Raw genomic sequence first — 15,534 nt, forward strand, 5'->3', positions numbered from 1 at the left:
GACGGTGACCGCAGGCCCGATCGTGAAGGTGTTGGAGGCGTCTTCGCCGCGACGCTGGTGGCCGGCCTGGCCTCCCCGCCGCCGGACGCCACCGTGGTCCCCACCACGGCCGCCGTGCCCAGAACGGCCACACCGGCCAGCGCCACCCCTGCCTTCTTCATTCGGGAGTTCCCCTCTGTGACCCGATCCGTCCCTTGGACCGCACGAGCCATTCTTCGAAGAATTCCGCCCCGGAATCAGGGCCCTAGGACCCCAACCCCCCACCCCCGGGCCCTACCCGGCGGATCCAGTCGGCGCGGAGGAGTTCGTACTCGACCTCGCCGTGTTCGGTGCCGGGAATGGGGTCGTCCCAGTGCTGGTGGAAGGTGCGCAGGTAGATCAGGCCGCACTTCTCCATGACGCGGCGGGAGGCGGCGTTGACGGCCATGGTCTGGGCGAAGACGCGGTGGACGCCGAGGTCGGTGAACGCCTTGGCGATCAGGGCGCGCGACGCCTCGGTGGCGTATCCCCGGCCCCAGCTGGCCGCGCGCAGGCAGTAGCCGAGTTCGGCCTGCCGGAGGTCGTGGCCATCACCCGGTTCGAGGGCGAACCAGCCGATGAAGTCGCCACTGGAGAGCTCGACCGCGGCCCAGCGGCTGAGAGGGCCCTGCTCGTACCAGGCGAGGATCTTGGCGAGGGTCTGGTCCCTCAGATGGGCGCGCGGGGTGGGCCTGCCGCCGGTGAGGAAACGCACGACCTCCGGGTCGCCGTGGAGCCAGACCAGGTCGTCCAGGTCGTCCTCGGTGAAACGACGCAGCAGCAGGCGGTCGGTGGTGAGAAATACCCGCACGGAGCCGAGCCCTCCAGATGGCCGTACGAGCCAGTGTAGAGCGGCGCCGTCGACGCGGCCCTAGCGGCGGGTGAGGGCGGTGAGTATGCGGTCGGCGTGCGTCCACAGGACGGCGCCGCCGATCCCTTCCACCGTGTGACGTCTCGCGCCGGGGATGCGAGCCGCGAGCGCGGCACCGTTGTCGGGCGAATGAGCGGTGTCCTGCTCGCCGTACCAGAGGCTGACGGGGACGTCGATGCCGGAGAGGTCGAACGGCCACCGGCCCATGGCGAGGGCGGTGTCGCGCGCATAGCCCTCCGGGCCCTGCGCGAAGGCCTCGTCCAGTGCGCGGCGGTACGCGGCGGCGAACACCGGTTCGCCGTACACGTCCAGGTCGGAGGCCGGGCTCCCGTTCATGACCATCGTCCACATCGCGTCGGCGCCGAACCCGCGGAAGAAGCGTTCGGCATCGTCGGGTTCGGCGGCCACGCGGTCGACCAGGGCGCGCAACTCCTCCGGCAGCGCGTCCGCGAACTCGGGGGCGGCGATCTCGTCCGCCCCGGAGACCACGGCCACGGCGGAGGCAAGCCCCGCGACGGCGCAGGCGAGCGCGAACGGAGCGCCCTGCGAATTCCCCACCATGGCGGGCCGCCCCAGGCCGCGCGACGCGATCAGCGCGCGCATGTCCGTCGTGAAGTCGGCGAAGGTCCTGCCCGGCGAGGGGGACGACGCGCCGAGTCCCGGGCGGTCCGCCGAGACGAGCCGCACGCCGAGACGGTGGACGGCATCCGGGCCGAATCCGAGCCGGCGGCTCGTGGCCGCGCCAGGGCAGAGCAGGACGGGCGCTCCGTCCTCCGGGCCCCACTCGGCCCAGCCGAGCACCCGGCCGTCCGGGAGCGCGATCCGTCCGAGCCGTTCGGGGTCGGCGACGATCGTCATGATCCCCATTATGGCGTCGCTGGAACGGTCCTTTTGGCGTGAATGCCGCTAATGATCGAAATCGTCCGGGTTCGTCTCTACAATCACAGGCGATCGGATACCCGGACAGGGAGGTCCGTCCGTGAGCGGTGAGCACCATCCGGAATGGTTGGTCGATTCCGAGACGCCCAGCGTGGCCCGGATGTACGACTACTACCTCGGCGGCAAGGACAACTTCGCGGCGGACCGCGAGGCGGCCGACCAGGTGGTGGCCGCGATGCCGAACGTGCTGGAGTTCACCCGCGCCAACCGCGGGCTGCTCTCGCGGGCCGTGACGATGATGGCCGACCGCGGCATCCGGCAGTTCCTCGACATCGGCTCCGGGCTTCCGACGCAGGAGAACGTGCACCAGGTGGCCCAGCGCGCGGCCCCCGGATCGACCGTCATCTACGTCGACAACGACCCGATCGTGCTCACGCACGCGCGGGCGCTGCTGGCCGACAACCCGCTGACGACGGTCATCCAGGCCGACTTACGCGAGCCGGAGAGCATCCTGGACGACCCCGAGGTCAAGGCCCGGATCGACTTCGGCCGGCCGGTGGGCCTGCTGCTCCTGGCGATCCTGCACTTCATCCCGGACGAGGCGCGCCCGGCGGAGATCGTCGCGAGGCTCCGCGCGCCGCTGGCCCCCGGCAGCTGCCTGGCCATCACGCACGGCCACCGGGGCGAGGTCACCACGCAGGTCGAGGAGCAGGTCCGGGGCGCCTACGGCAGGACGGGGGCGGGCGACATCATTCCGCGCGGGATCGACGAGGTCATGACGTTCTTCGAAGGCACCGAACTGGTCGGCCCCGGTCTGGTCCAGGTGGCCGACTGGCGGGCGGACGCCGAGCCGTCCCCGCCCGACATGTCGCGGCCGGGGTTCCTCGCCGGCGTCGGGAGGGTGATCTGATGCTGCCGACACACCTGCTGTTCGGCCGGGCGTTCAGCGAGGACCCGTACGCCGTGTACGCCGAACTGCGGGCGGCGGGGCCCGTCCATCCGATCGACTTCCCGCCCGGCGCCGCCGCCTTCCTCGTGGTCGACCACGAGCACGGCCGCGCGGCGCTGAGCGACCCGCGCCTGTCCAAGGACACCGCGTTCAGCGCCGTGCCGGTGAACCCCGAGCTCTTCTTCGGCGGCACGATGCTCGGGATGGACCCGCCCGACCACACCCGGATGCGCGGGCTCGTGGCCAAGGCGTTCACCGCCCGGCGGGTGGAGCGGCTGCGCCCCCGCGTCGAGGAGATCGCCGGCGGGCTGCTGGACGGCATCGCGGACCGCGGCGAGGCCGACCTGATCGAGGACTTCGCCGTCCCGCTGCCGATCCGGGTCATCTGCGAGCTGCTCGGCGTCCCGGCGCGCGACCGGGCCCGGTTCCGCGAGTGGACGGCCGTGCTGACCGTGCCGGCGCTGACCGCCGAGGCCCGCGGGCGCCGCCGCGAGGCGGCCCGGGCGTTCAACGGCTACCTGCTCGACGTCATCGCCGAGCGGCGGGACGAGCCCCGCGACGACCTGGTCAGCGGACTGATCACCGCCCGCGACGGGGACGCCGCCCTCACCGAGGCGGAGATGCTCGGCACCGTCGCGCTGCTGCTCATCGCCGGGCACGAGACCACCGTCAACCTCATCGGCAACGGGATGCTCGCCCTGCTCCAGGCGCCCGGCCAGCTCGAACTGCTCCGGTCGCGGCCCGAGCTGGTGCCGTCCGCGGTCGAGGAGCTGCTGCGGTTCGACGGCCCGGTCGAACGGGCGAGCCAGCGCATCGCCCTGGAGGACATGGAGATAGCCGGGACGCCGATCCCCAAGGGCGCCTGGGTGCACGTCTCGCTCGGCGCCGCGGACCGGGACCCCGCGGTCTTCGAGGCCCCCGACACGCTGGACGTGACCAGGGCCGCCAACGTTGGCCGACAGCGGGGGCACGTCGCCTTCGGCCACGGCCCGCACTTCTGCCTCGGCGCCCCGCTGGCCAGGCTGGAGGGGCAGATCGCCATCGGCGGCCTGCTGGACCGCTTCCCCGATCTCTCCCTCGCCGTCCCGGCCGACGAGCTGCGCCACCACCGCACCGGCTCGATCGTCCGCGGCCTGGTCTCGCTCCCCGTCCGGGTCTGACCGCCGCACGCGCAATCAAGCGGCATGTCCGGATCGCAGACCGCGATCTATGCTCGGAGCGGTGGCAGGACGGGCGGGTGGTGACATGGCGACGCTGCGCCGCCGATGGTTCTGGCCGGTGGCCGCGGCCGCGGCGATCCTGCTCGTCTCCGGGTTCGTGCTGGTCGAGCCCAAGGCGGCCGGGGACGCGTCGGTCCGGGTCATGACGTACAACCTGCGGGGCGTGAACGATCCGCCTCCGCGCGACTGGAGGACCCGGCTGCCGCTGGTCAGGCGCCTGCTGCGCGAGCACGACCCGGATCTGCTCGGGGTGCAGGAGGCCCGCTGGCACCAGGTGCGGGATCTCGCCCGGACGCTGCCGGAGTACCGCTGGATCGGGCTCGGCAGCCAGGGCGGCACCCGCGACCAGTTCCTGGCGATCTTCTACCGGGAGCGGCGGTTCGAGGTGCTGGACTTCGACCACTTCTGGCTCTCCGACACGCCCTCCGTGATCGGCTCGGCCACCTGGGGCAACCGGTACGTCCGGATGGTGACGTGGGCGAAGTTCCGCGACCGCCGCACCGGGACGGTCTTCTACCAGGCCAACACGCACCTGGACAACCTGTCGGCGGGCTCGCGGGTGAGGAGCGCCCGGCTCATCCTCGACCGCGTCCGCGGCTTCCAGGCGGGGGCGCCGGTCGTTCTCACCGGCGACTTCAACGACACGGCCGGGGCGTCCCCGGCGTACGCGATCCTCACCGGGCCCGGCGCCCTGCGCGACACCTGGACGGCCGGCCGGCACGGGCCCCAGTACCGCACCGAGAACCACTGGGAGCCCCCGGAGCCGGGCGGCAGGCGGATCGACTGGATCCTCGTGCGGGGCCGGGTCAGGACGGTGTGGGCCGAGATCGACCCGTACCGCGCGGGCGGCGTCCACCCGTCCGACCACGACCCCGTGATCGCCCGCCTGGCCTTCCGGAGGTGAGCCGCCCGGGACGGCGAACGGCCGAGCCCCAGGCGGGGCTCGGCCGTCGACGACGTGCGGGGATTACGCGAGGCCGGACTTCTTCAGCCACTCCTCGGCGACCTTCTCCTGGTCGTCCTTGTCGATGGCGACGCGCTTCATCATGTCCAGGAGGTCCTGGGTGGTGAGCTTCGCGGAGACGCCGTTCAGCGCCGCCCTGGCCTTCTCGTCCACCGCCTTCGTGTTGACCAGCGGCGTGACGTTCTGGGCGGAGAAGACGTTCTCCGGGTCCTCCAGCACGACGAGCTTGTTCTGCTGGATCGTCGGGTCGGTGGTGAACAGGTCGGCGGCCTGGACCTTGTTCTCGGTGAGCAGCTTCACCAGGGTGGCCTGGGCGCCGGCGTCGAACGGCTGGAACTTCTTGAACTTCAGGCCGTAGGACTTCTCGAGGCCGACGAGGCCCTGCTGGCGGGTCTTGAACTCCGAGGGACCGGCGATCACGAGGTCCTTGGCGACCGGCTTGAGGTCGGCGATCGACTTCAGGCTGTACTTGGCGGCCGTCTGCGGGTTGACGGTGACGGAGTCCTTGTCCTCGGCCTTCGCGGAGTCCAGGATCTCGACGCCGGCGGGCAGCTTGGCCTTGAGCGCGGCGTTGATCTCCTCGGTGGTGGCGGCCGTGCTGGTCTTGTCGACCGAGGTGGTGAGCAGGGCGCCGTTGTACTCGGGCATCACGCTGATGCCGCCCTTGACGACCTGGTCGTAGTAGATCTCGCGGGCGCCGATGTTGAACTTGCGGGTGACCTTGACGCCCTTGGCCTCCAGCGCCTGCGCGTACAGCTCGCCGAGGAGGTTGCTCTCGGGGAAGTTCGCGCCGCCGACGGTGACGGTGCCGTTCCCGCCGCCTCCGGAGAGCGGGTTCGAGTCGTCTCCGGAGTCGCCGCTCCCGCAGGCGGACAGCGACAGGGCGGCCACGAGGCCGACGACCGCGCCCCTGATGAGTTTGTTCATGGTGCTCTTCCTTCGGTGTCAGGAGGATCGGGCGGAGCCGAGCAGGCCCGGTGAGACGAGGAGGCGGCGCAGTGCCGCGAAGGCCGCCTGGACGATCAGCGCGAGCAGCACCACCAGGACGGTGCCCCCGACGACGAGCTGGTAGTCGTTGCGGGCCAGGCCGTCGATGATGTAGCGGCCGAGGCCGCCGAATCCGGGGTAGGCGGCGATGGTGGCGGTGGCGACGACCTGGATCGCGGAGGTGCGCAGCCCCAGCAGGATGAGGGGCAGCGCCATCGGCAGCTCGACCCGCCACAGTACGCCCCAGCCGGTCATGCCCATGCCGCTGGCCGCGTCCCTGGCGTCGGCGTCGACGCCGCGGACGCCCTCGAAGGTGTTGACCAGGATCGGCGGGACGGCGAGGGCGACGAGCGCGACGAGCACCGGCGTGATGCTGTACTCGATCACCACGACGATCAGCACCAGGCCGAAGGTGGGGACGGCGCGGGCGACGTTCGCCAGGCTGATCGCGAGGAACCCGCCCCGGCCGGTGTGCCCGACGAGCAGCCCGAGCGCGAGCCCGATGACCGCGGCGCACACCAGCGCCACGCCGCTGTAGTAGACGTGCTGGAGCAGGCGGTGCGGGATGCCGTCGCCGCCGTGCCACTGCGAGGACGTGGTCAGCCACGTCCAGAACAGGTCGATCTGGTTCCACAGCTCGTTCATGAGGTCATCCGGGCTCGGGCCCACGGGGTGAGCAGGCGTTGGACGGTGACCAGGATCGCGTCGGTGACCAGGGCCAGCAGGACGATCAGGACGGTGGCGGCCACGATCTGCGTCTGGAACTGGAGCTGGTAGCCGCGGATGATGTCGTAGCCGAGGCCGCCCTGCCCGATCAGCTGGCCGACGGCGACGAGGCTGATGGAGGAGACGGCGGCGACGCGCGTCCCGGCGATGACGATGGGCACGGCGATCGGCAGCTCCACCTGGAGCAGGCGCCGCAGCGGGCCGAAGCCCATCGCGGTGGCCGCCTGCCGGACGGGTTCGGACACCGACGCCAGCCCGTCCACCACGTTCGGGACGAGCACCGACAGGCTGTACAGCGTCAGCGGGATCATGACCGTGGCCGCGGTCAGGCCGGTGTACTGGATGAAGACCATGAACAGCGCGAGCGACGGGATCGCGTAGAAGACGTTCGAGACCGTCAGCGCCGGCGGGTAGAGCCAGCCCCAGCGGCGGCACAGCATGCCGACCGGCAGCGAGATGATCAGGCCGAACAGCACCGGCAGCAGCGCGAGCCGCAGGTGGATGAGGGCGTGCTCGGTCAGCGTGTCGGTGTGCTCGCCGATCCAGCCCCAGTCGATGTCCATCAGCCGGCGCCTCCGGCGTCGGCCTCCTCGGCATCGCCGGGCTCCTCGGGCGCGGCGGGGGCGGCGGGCGCGTCCTGGCCGCCGCCGCGGCCGTGGGTGGGGACGGCCAGCAGGTCGGTCCCGCTCGCGGTGCCGACGACCGCGCCGGTCTCGTCGACGCCGACCGCCAGCCCGGACGGGGACAGCACGGCCGCGTCCAGCGCGGTCCGCACGGAGTCGCCCCCGACCTGGAACGTCGGGCCGACCGGGCTGAGCCTGGCCTTCCCGAGCTGGCCGGTCACCTCGGGCGGGCGGGCCCAGCCGAGGGGGCGCCGGTCGTCGTCGACGACGAGGACCCACTCCGCGCCGGCCGCGTCCGCCGCGTCGGCGGTCGCCGTGCGGACGGTGTCGGAGCTCAGCCGCAGGCCGCCCGTCTCGGCGAAGGAGAGGGTGCGGATGCCGCGGTTCTGGCCGATGAACCCGGCGACGAAGTCGTCGGCCGGGTGGGCGAGGAGGTTCTCGGGGCTGTCGATCTGGACGAGCCTGCCGCCGGTCTGGAACACCGCGATCCGGTCGCCGAGCTTGATGGCCTCGTCGATGTCGTGGGTGACGAAAACGATCGTCTTGTGCAGTTCCTCCTGGAGGCGGAGGAACTCGTCCTGCAGCTCGGCGCGGACGACGGGGTCGACGGCGCTGAACGGCTCGTCCATCAGCATGATCGGCGGGTCGGCGGCGAGGGCCCGCGCGACGCCGACGCGCTGCTGCTGGCCGCCCGACAGCTGGAACGGGTACCGCTTGCCCATCGCGGGGTCGAGCCCGACCCGCTCCATCAGCTCCAGCGCCCGGTCCCGGGCCTTCTTCTTGTTCCAGGAGAGCAGGTACGGGACGGTGGCGATGTTGTCGAGGATGGTGCGGTGCGGGAAGAGCCCGGCGTGCTGGATCACGTAGCCGATGCCGCGCCGCAGCTCGGCGGGCTTGCGCTCGCGGACGTCCTTGCCGTCGATCAGCACGCGGCCGGACGTCGGCTCGACCATCCGGTTGATGGTCCGCAGCGCGGTGGTCTTGCCGCCGCCGGAGGTGCCGACGAACACGGTGATGCGGCCCGTCTGGCATTCGAGGCTCACGTCGTCGAGCGCGACGGTGCCCCCCGGATAGCGTTTGGTGACGCCCTCAAAGGTGATCAACGAATCACGTCCTCGCCGGGCGTCCCGCGCGACGCCGATGATCGAATTGCTGCTGTGAACCAACCGTAACCAATGGATACCGTCATCTCAGTGTCCCAGCATGTCCGGAACGACAAGCATGAAAGCATATCTACCGGTAATGCAGGGAAAGTAGCGTGTCGCCGTGGAGAACAGCCGAATCGTTATCGACGGGACTTTGCTCACATGCGCTCAGGTGGCGCGCGCCGCCCGGGAGGATGTGACGGTCGCCATAGCCGCCGCCGGTGTGGAGCGGGCGCGCGACGCCTGGCGGGTCGTCCGCGAGGTCACCGAGGCGCAGCCCGTGTACGGGCGGACGACGGGGGTCGGCGCCAACCGCGTCGTGGACGTCGAGTGGGAGGACTCCGACGCCCACGGCCTGCGGCTGCTGCGCAGCCACGCGGCCGGGGCCGGGCCGCTGGTCGCGCCGGAGATCGTCCGGGCGATGCTGGCCGTCCGGCTGAACCAGATCGCGGCGGGCGGATCGGGCGTGGAGCCGGGCGTGCTGCAGGCCCTGGCGGACGTGCTCAACCTGGGCCTGCTCCCCCCGGTGCCCGTGTACGGGGCGATCGGCACCGGCGACCTGACGGCGCTGGCCTCGACCGCGCTGTGCCTGCTCGGCGAGCGGGCGTGGCTTCCGGGCCCGGACGGCGGGCCGGAGCGCGGCCCCGGCTACCGGCTCCGGTCCGCCGACGCGCTGGCGTTCATCAGCTCCAACGCCGCCACGCTCGGCGAGGCGGCGCTCGCGGTCGCCGACCTGCGGGCGGCGCTGCGCGCCTCGACCGTCGTGGCGGCGCTGTCGCACTTCGCCGTCCGGGGCTCGGAGGAGCCGTTCGCGCAGCCGGTGCAGGACGCGTGCCCCCATCCGGGCCAGCAGCAGGCCGCGGCGGCGATGCGCGGGCTGCTCGCCTTCGACCGGACGCCGCCGATGCGCATCCAGGACCCCTACGGCTACCGGGCGTTCCCGCAGGTGCACGGCCCCGCGCTGGAGGCGGCCGGGTACGCCGAGCAGGTCGTCACGCGGGAGATCAACGCCGCCTCCGAGAACCCGCTGGTGGACGTCCCCGGGCGGACGGTCTGGCACAACGGCAACTTCCACACCGCCTACGTCGGGCTCGCCCTGGACGCGGCCCGCGCCGCGCTGTTCCAGACGATGGCGCTGGCCGCCGCCCGCCTCGGCACGCTCGCCGAGCCGTCGTTCACCGGCCTCTACCCGTTCCAGGGCGAGACGGAGGCCTCGTCCGGGATCATGATCCTGGAGTACGTGGCGCACTCGTGCCTGGCCGACGTGCGGCGCCTCGCCACCCCCGCGGCGCTGGGCAGCGCGGTGCTGTCGCGCGGCGTCGAGGAGCACGCGGGCTTCTCGACGCAGTCGGCGCGGGCGACCACCGACGCGGTCGCCGCCTACCGGCTCGGGCTCGGCTGCGAACTGGTGGCCGCCGTCCGCGCGCTGCGGATGCAGGGCCGGGCGCCCTCCGGCGGGCCGCTGCGCTCGGCTTGGGACATGGCGGGCGCCGTCCTCGACCCGCGGATCGAGGACCGGCCCCTGGACGCCGACATCGCCGCCGCCGCGGACCTCCTGCCGCACCTGGACCGGCTCCACCCCTGACCCTCAGCCCGCCGGCGCCGTCTCGCCGGTCGAGGCGCGGACGCGCAGCGACGGCTCGCGGACGACGCGGCGCTTGCGCGGCTTGCCGTCGATGACGTCCACGACGAGGCGGACGGCGGAGTGGACGATGCCGTCGATGTCCCACTCGACGCTGGTGAGCGGCGGGGACAGCAGCGCCGACATCGGATGGTTGTCGTAGCCGCAGACGGCCACGTCGCCGGGGACGGCGAGGCCCAGCTCGCGGGTGGCGGCGTAGACGCCGTAGGCGATGGAGTCGGCGAAGCAGAAGACGGCCGTGGGCCGGCCGGGGCCGCCGAGCACCCGCAGCGCGACCTCGGTGGACTCGGCCAGGGACTGCGGCACGACCACGACGTCCACGCTCAGGCCGAGCCGCTCGGCCTCGGCGTTGACGTACACGTCGGCCGGGCGGTCCGGCGTGCTGGCGAGGGTGGGGGTGAACACGGTGAGGCGCTCGTGCCCGAGGGCCCGCAGGTGCTCCAGCGCGAGCGTCACGCCCCGCCGGTTGTCGAAGACGACCTCGCCCTGCGCCTGGCCGCCGTGCAGGGCGTCGCCGATGGACACGACGGGGATCGCGGCCGCCAGCTCCGACCACAGCGCGGCGGACGGGTCGAGCGGCTGGACGATCAGGCCGTCCACCCGCTGGTCGCGCAGGCGCCGGGCGAGGGCCAGCTCGCGTTCGGGGTCGCCGCCGGCGTCCACGATCAGGGCGTAGCGGCCGCGGGCGAGCAGCGCCCGCCCGATGCCGACCGCGAGGGACTGCTGCCAGTAGTCCTCCAGCGAGCCGCACAGCAGGCCGACCTGGTCGGTGCGGCCGCTGGCCAGCGCCCGCGCGATCGGGTGGGCCTCGTAGCCGAGCTCGCGCGCCGCGGCGCGGACGCGCTCCTGCGTCTCCTCGGAGGTCTGGATGCCGCGCAGCGCGTATGAGACGGCCGCCGGCGACAGCCCCGTCGCCTGCGCCACTTCCCGGATGGTCGCGCGCTTGCGCTTTTCCGACATCCCTCCAAGCCTAGAGGCCGCCACCGACAGAGCACGGCACCCGCCCTTGACGAATTCGCCACTGAAGCGGTTCACTGAAACGGTTAACTGATGCGGTTCAGAAGCCTTGGCCTGGCGGTTCGCGGCCGGTCCCGGGCTTAACGGACCGTACCCACCGACGGTTTCGGAGAGGAGCGAACCCCGTGTCTTCCGAGGTCCTGCCCCGTCCCAGCGGACTGGGGCACCTGCCCGGCCGCCCCCTCGACAAGCGGGAACTGCGGGAACTGGTCGACGACCTGGCCGCGCGGCCCGGCGTGTGGCGACCGCACGTCGCGTTCCCCGAGGGCCGCCGCCACTACGTCTCCCTGCACCGGGACGAGCACGTCGACGTCTGGCTGCTGTGCTGGACGCCCGAGAACGACACCGGCTGGCACGACCACGACATCTCCTCGGGCGCCGTCCGCGTCGTCGCCGGCGCCATCGAGGAGAACAACCCGCGCATGGGCGGCGACCCCCTGCGGACCGTCATGCACGAGGGCGCGTCCTTCTGCTTCGGCCCCGAGCACATCCACCGGCTCACCGGGGTGGAGGAGGCCAGCGTCTCGATCCACGCCTACTCGCCGCCGCTGTGGCGGCTCGGCCAGTACTCCGTCGACGAGTCCGGCGTGATGCGCCGGACGCCGGTCAGCTACACCGAGGAACTCCAGTCACCGGACGAGGCGGCCTGACCCCGGGGGCACCGGTCTTATATCCCCAGCGGGCCCGCCCGGGGGAGACGGGCCCGCCAGAGGCGGCGCGTCCGGTCGATGCCCGCTCACAACGACCGGACGCCCATATCTCCCTCAGCGCGGGCGGACTCGAATGTGTCACACCGCCGTCCGAAATAGCGGTCGCTCAGCGCGCAGACCGCGATGACGGCGGCGAGGCAGGAGGCGGCGCCCCTCAGCAGGCCCGCCTCGTAGTAGGCGTCCGTGACCAGGCGGACGGCGGTGTAGCCGGTCGCGGCTCCGGCGAGAAGCGCCACCGCCGCCTGCACGGCCCAAAGCGCGATACGGGCCGTGCCGAGGCCGGACAGCACGTTCCGCAGAGCGCACACGGCGGCCATCACGCAGACGAGCAGCCCGGCCGCCGCCGCCAGGAGCGGTATGCCGAAGTTCACTCCGTAGCGGATGGCGAGCGCCGGGACGAAGAAGAGAAGCAGCCCCCACCGCAGTCCGCTGATGACCGACGCCAGGGCGACACCCGTCTCGCCTGGTCGCAGACGGGACGACGCCCATCGCGCTCCCGCGAGGACGCAAACGGCTACGGCCGCGCCTGGTAGGCGTCCGCAGCACCGTCACGTACGCGAGCAGAACCAACGGCAGTTCGAGGAACGGCTCCGGGCGGGCCCAGCGCCGCCCAGCGCCGGAGGAAGGGTCAGGTGCGCGCCGCTTCCACCGGGGCGCGATCGCGAGGCTCACCGCCGTCGAGGTCAGCACCGCCCCGTCCACTCCGATCGCCACGAGCGACCAACGTAGACGTTTCCCCATGCGGCCGCATGGGCTTCAACGACGCCATGAGCCGGGCCCTCATCCACGCCGCGCCGGGACGCTCCACCAGGCGGTGCACGGCGTAGGCGGCCAGCAGGGAGGCCCCGACGGCGACGGCCAGCGCCGCCCAGCGGTCGAGCCCCGGATACACCGCGTCCAGCAGGGGAAGCGCGAGCTGGGAGTGGACGAGGTAGAGGGGGTAGGTGAGCGCCCCGAGAACGGTCAGGCCCCGCCGGCGCAGCCGGCTCAGCCGCCCGGTGGCGACGAGGATCATCACCGCGAAGATGCCCGTGATGACGGCGCTGACCACGGTCTCGTCCGCGCCCCTGAACACGTTCTCCGCGCGCCAGGCGCCCCAGCGCAGCGCGATCAGGTAGGACGCGGCGACGTACCCCCAGAGCAGCAGCGTCGGGCCGAACCGGTGGATCATGTAGAGCGCCATGCCCGCGATGAAGTAGCAGCTCCAGGTCGGGACCAGCATGACCTGGAGGATCTTGCTGTCGGCCTCGTCGGCGAAGACCCCGCCGAGCATCCAGGCCGCCATGAAGACCAGGCAGGAGCGGTAGGTGATCCCGATCCCCGCGAGGACGGCGGCGAGCACGTAGAAGTGCAGCTCGACCCAGAGCGTCCAGTAGACGGCGTCCACGTTCCGCAGGCCGAGCCCGCCCTGGAGCATCGTCAGGTTGGGGACGATCAGGCCGGGGACGCCGTGGCCCGTCCGGAACAGCGCGTAGACGGCGGCGCCCAGCAGCACGCTCACCCAGTAGGCGGGCATCAGCCGGACGAGCCGGGAGATACCGAACTCGCCCGGGCCGCGTCCCCACGCGCTCATGAGGATCACGAACCCGCTGATGACGAAGAACAGGTCGACGCCCAGGTAGCCGAACCGGGTGACCGGCGCGATCTCGGGGAAGACCTCCTGCGAGGGCACGGGCCATGCCCCGGCGCCGCCGAATCCCGTGAAGTGGTAGAGCACCACCGCCAGCGCGGCCGCGAAGCGCAGCAGGTCGAGTTCGCTCAGCCGTTCCCGTCGAGTCACCGCGGCACCCTCCCGCCGCCAGGTGGCCCGGTCCGATCCGCCGGGTGAACGGCGGATGTAGGGAAGGACGCGATTCGTCACCGCCCCGCGGGCGCGGCGCCGCCGCACGGTGACGAGACGGCCGCGGCACGGTGACGGCATGGTCGCGGAGTGCGCGCGTGAGCGGCGCGAGGTCAGTAAGATGCGGAGGCGTCCCCCGATCTCCTTGGTGGTACTCCATGACATCTCGCCGCGCCCGACGCGGCGCGGCGACCCGGCTGCTGTGCCTGAGCCTGGCGGCGGTCCTGTCGCTCGCCGGAAGTTCCCTGATCGCGGGGTGCTCCCTGCTCGCGGGGTCGGTGCACAAGCAGGCCGCGGCGGACGGCCCGAAGAGCGACGGGGCGCGCGAGGCGCCGCCCGTCGTGATGTTCCTCGGCGACAGCTACACGGTCGGCGACCGCGGCGTCGAGCCGGAGTCGACCTACGCCTCCGCGACCGCGCGGCTGCTCGGCTGGCAGGTCGTCGTCGGCGGGCGGTCCGGGACCGGCTACGTCCAGAGGGGCCGCGGCCCGCACGCGTTCCTCGGCCTGTTCGAGAGCCAGCTCGGCTGGCGCCCGGCGCCCGACATGCTGGTCGTGTCCGGCGGCCACAACGACTGGCGGATCCCCCCGGCGCAGGTCGCGGCGGCGGCGCACGTGCTGCTGGAGCGCGCCCGGCAGCGCTGGCCGGGCACCCGCCTGGTGCTGGTGGGCCCGCTCTGGGGGACGGGGACGCCGCTGCCCGGCGCCCTCGCCGTCCGGGACGCGCTGAAGAACCTCGCCGGGCAGCTCGGCGTCCCGTTCGTCGACCCGATGGGCGAGGGCTGGATCACCGGCGACCTGCTGACGGGCCAGGGCAACGCGCCGCGCCTCATCAAGCAGGACCGCACCCATCCGACGCCGGCGGGCCACCTGTACGTGGCGACCCGCCTGGCGGCGGACCTCAAGCGGATGGGCCTCGCGCACCCCGTCCGCAAGGGCTGAGCGTCAGCGGGAGGCGGGGGCCGCGAGGGTGAGGGAGAAGTCCCCGGCCTCGTCCGTCCAGAACTCGGCGAGCTCCATCCCGGCGGCGCCGAGCTCCGCCTCCAGCCGTTCCCGGCGGAACTTGGCGGAGATCTCGGTGCGCATCTCCTCCCCCTCCGCGAACGACACGTCGAGGTCGAGGCCGCCGACGTGGACGTCCTGGGCGCGCAGCGACCGCAGCCGCATCTCGATCTGCTCCTCGGCCGCGTTCCAGGCCGCGACGTGCTCGAACGCGCCGATGTCGAAGTCGGCGTCCAGCTCCCGGTTGACGACCGACAGGACGTTGCGGTTGAACTCGGCGGTGACGCCCGCCGCGTCGTCGTAGGCGCGCACGAGCCGCCCGGGGTCCTTGACGAGGTCGGCGCCGACGAGCAGGAAGTCGTCCTCGGCCATGGTGGCGCGCACGCCGCCGAGGAACCCGATGCGCTCGGCGGGCGGCATGTTCCCGATCGTCCCGCCGAGGAAGGCGATGAGGCGCCGCTCGCCGCCGGGCAGCAGGGGCAGGTGCTGCTCGTAGTCGGCGGCGACGGCCCGGACGGTCAGGCCGGGGTGGTCGGCGGCGATCCCGGCCGCGGCCTGCTCCAGGAAGTCGCCGCTGACGTCCACCGGAACGTAGGTCTCCAGCGTGCCGGCCAGCGCGTCCAGCAGCACCCGGGTCTTCTCCCCCGAGCCCGCGCCGAGCTCCAGCAGCGTCCGGGCGCCGGTGGCGGCGGCGATGCCGGGCGCCCGGGCGGCGAGGATCTCCCGCTCCCGCCGGGTCGGGTAGTACTCCTCCAGCCGCGTGATCTCCTCGAAGAGCGCGCTGCCGCGCTCGTCGTAGAACCACTTGGGCGGCAGCGTCTTGGGCACGCCGGTGAGCCCGGCCCGGACGTCCTGGCGGAGGGACTTGGCGAGGTCGTCGGCGGTCAGGAACCGGTCCACGTGGTTCTCCTTCGGTGGCGGGCGATGGCAGAAGCGGGTGAT

The 15,534-nt window shown here is 72.7% G+C and carries 16 protein-coding genes; 6 read left to right on the forward strand and 10 right to left on the reverse strand.

Annotation, left to right across the window (positions count from 1 at the left end; all coding sequences use genetic code 11):
- Nucleotides 1–244 precede the first annotated feature (244 nt).
- A complete protein-coding gene (locus tag BJY14_RS10705) occupies nt 245–829 on the reverse strand; it encodes a GNAT family N-acetyltransferase (protein ID WP_179843465.1) in 585 nt (194 codons plus the stop codon).
- 60 nt (nt 830–889) lie between these two features.
- A complete protein-coding gene (locus BJY14_RS10710) occupies nt 890–1,747 on the reverse strand; it encodes an alpha/beta fold hydrolase (RefSeq protein WP_179843466.1) in 858 nt (285 codons plus the stop codon).
- A gap of 121 nt (nt 1,748–1,868) precedes the next feature.
- On the opposite strand from BJY14_RS10710, the gene BJY14_RS10715 reads away from it, so the two are divergent.
- The 3 genes from BJY14_RS10715 to BJY14_RS10725 all read left to right on the forward strand — a co-directional run bounded on the left by BJY14_RS10715 (nt 1,869) and on the right by BJY14_RS10725 (nt 4,841).
- On the forward strand, nt 1,869–2,678 hold the full coding sequence (locus BJY14_RS10715) for an SAM-dependent methyltransferase (protein ID WP_179843467.1): 810 nt from the start codon (nt 1,869–1,871) through the stop codon (nt 2,676–2,678).
- Entirely contained in the window at nt 2,678–3,877 is a 1,200-nt protein-coding gene (locus tag BJY14_RS10720; protein ID WP_179843468.1) for a cytochrome P450 family protein, read from the forward strand. Before BJY14_RS10715 ends, BJY14_RS10720 begins: the two co-directional genes overlap by 1 nt.
- 61 nt (nt 3,878–3,938) lie before the next feature.
- Nucleotides 3,939–4,841 carry an endonuclease/exonuclease/phosphatase family protein gene (locus BJY14_RS10725; RefSeq protein ID WP_218905265.1) on the forward strand — a complete coding sequence of 301 codons (903 nt, stop codon included), beginning with the start codon at nt 3,939–3,941 and terminating at the stop codon, nt 4,839–4,841.
- Between the two features lie 63 nt (nt 4,842–4,904).
- Here BJY14_RS10725 and BJY14_RS10730 read toward each other — a convergent pair whose 3' ends face one another.
- The 4 genes from BJY14_RS10730 to BJY14_RS10745 are packed head-to-tail and all read right to left on the reverse strand — an operon-like array spanning nt 4,905 to nt 8,340.
- Nucleotides 4,905–5,828: an ABC transporter substrate-binding protein gene (locus tag BJY14_RS10730; RefSeq protein ID WP_179843470.1), complete on the reverse strand. Its 924-nt coding sequence runs from the start codon at nt 5,826–5,828 to the stop codon at nt 4,905–4,907.
- Nucleotides 5,829–5,846: 18 nt separating this feature from the next.
- Entirely contained in the window at nt 5,847–6,533 is a 687-nt protein-coding gene (locus BJY14_RS10735; RefSeq protein ID WP_179843471.1) for an ABC transporter permease, read from the reverse strand.
- Nucleotides 6,530–7,177 carry an ABC transporter permease gene (locus tag BJY14_RS10740; protein ID WP_179843472.1) on the reverse strand — a complete coding sequence of 216 codons (648 nt, stop codon included), beginning with the start codon at nt 7,175–7,177 and terminating at the stop codon, nt 6,530–6,532. The genes BJY14_RS10735 and BJY14_RS10740 overlap by 4 nt, the downstream gene beginning before the upstream one ends.
- Nucleotides 7,177–8,340 carry an ABC transporter ATP-binding protein gene (locus BJY14_RS10745; protein ID WP_179843473.1) on the reverse strand — a complete coding sequence of 388 codons (1,164 nt, stop codon included), beginning with the start codon at nt 8,338–8,340 and terminating at the stop codon, nt 7,177–7,179. Before BJY14_RS10745 ends, BJY14_RS10740 begins: the two co-directional genes overlap by 1 nt.
- A 163-nt stretch (nt 8,341–8,503) precedes the next feature.
- Here BJY14_RS10745 and BJY14_RS10750 point away from each other — a divergent pair, with 163 nt between their 5' ends.
- Nucleotides 8,504–9,967 carry an aromatic amino acid ammonia-lyase gene (locus BJY14_RS10750; RefSeq protein ID WP_179843474.1) on the forward strand — a complete coding sequence of 488 codons (1,464 nt, stop codon included), beginning with the start codon at nt 8,504–8,506 and terminating at the stop codon, nt 9,965–9,967.
- A gap of 3 nt (nt 9,968–9,970) precedes the next feature.
- Here the strand turns inward: BJY14_RS10750 and BJY14_RS10755 are convergent, their stop codons facing one another.
- Nucleotides 9,971–10,984, reverse strand: coding sequence for a LacI family DNA-binding transcriptional regulator (locus tag BJY14_RS10755; RefSeq protein ID WP_179843475.1), 1,014 nt, complete (start codon nt 10,982–10,984; stop codon nt 9,971–9,973).
- 182 nt (nt 10,985–11,166) lie between these two features.
- Here BJY14_RS10755 and BJY14_RS10760 point away from each other — a divergent pair, with 182 nt between their 5' ends.
- Entirely contained in the window at nt 11,167–11,691 is a 525-nt protein-coding gene (locus BJY14_RS10760) for a cysteine dioxygenase (RefSeq protein WP_179843476.1), read from the forward strand.
- 86 nt (nt 11,692–11,777) lie between these two features.
- On the opposite strand, the gene BJY14_RS10765 is transcribed toward BJY14_RS10760, so the two are convergent.
- Nucleotides 11,778–12,122, reverse strand: coding sequence for a hypothetical protein (locus BJY14_RS10765; RefSeq protein ID WP_179843477.1), 345 nt, complete (start codon nt 12,120–12,122; stop codon nt 11,778–11,780).
- A 257-nt stretch (nt 12,123–12,379) separates the two neighbouring features.
- Nucleotides 12,380–13,531, reverse strand: a complete 1,152-nt coding sequence (locus BJY14_RS10770) for an acyltransferase family protein (RefSeq protein WP_179843478.1) — start codon at nt 13,529–13,531, stop codon at nt 12,380–12,382.
- A gap of 218 nt (nt 13,532–13,749) precedes the next feature.
- On the opposite strand from BJY14_RS10770, the gene BJY14_RS10775 reads away from it, so the two are divergent.
- Nucleotides 13,750–14,532 carry an SGNH/GDSL hydrolase family protein gene (locus BJY14_RS10775; protein WP_179843479.1) on the forward strand — a complete coding sequence of 261 codons (783 nt, stop codon included), beginning with the start codon at nt 13,750–13,752 and terminating at the stop codon, nt 14,530–14,532.
- Between the two features lie 3 nt (nt 14,533–14,535).
- Here BJY14_RS10775 and egtD read toward each other — a convergent pair whose 3' ends face one another.
- A complete protein-coding gene (egtD, locus tag BJY14_RS10780; protein WP_179843480.1) occupies nt 14,536–15,492 on the reverse strand; it encodes an L-histidine N(alpha)-methyltransferase in 957 nt (318 codons plus the stop codon).
- Nucleotides 15,493–15,534 lie beyond the last annotated feature (42 nt).

Source organism: Actinomadura luteofluorescens, from assembly GCF_013409365.1.
Taxonomy (GTDB): domain Bacteria; phylum Actinomycetota; class Actinomycetes; order Streptosporangiales; family Streptosporangiaceae; genus Spirillospora; species Spirillospora luteofluorescens.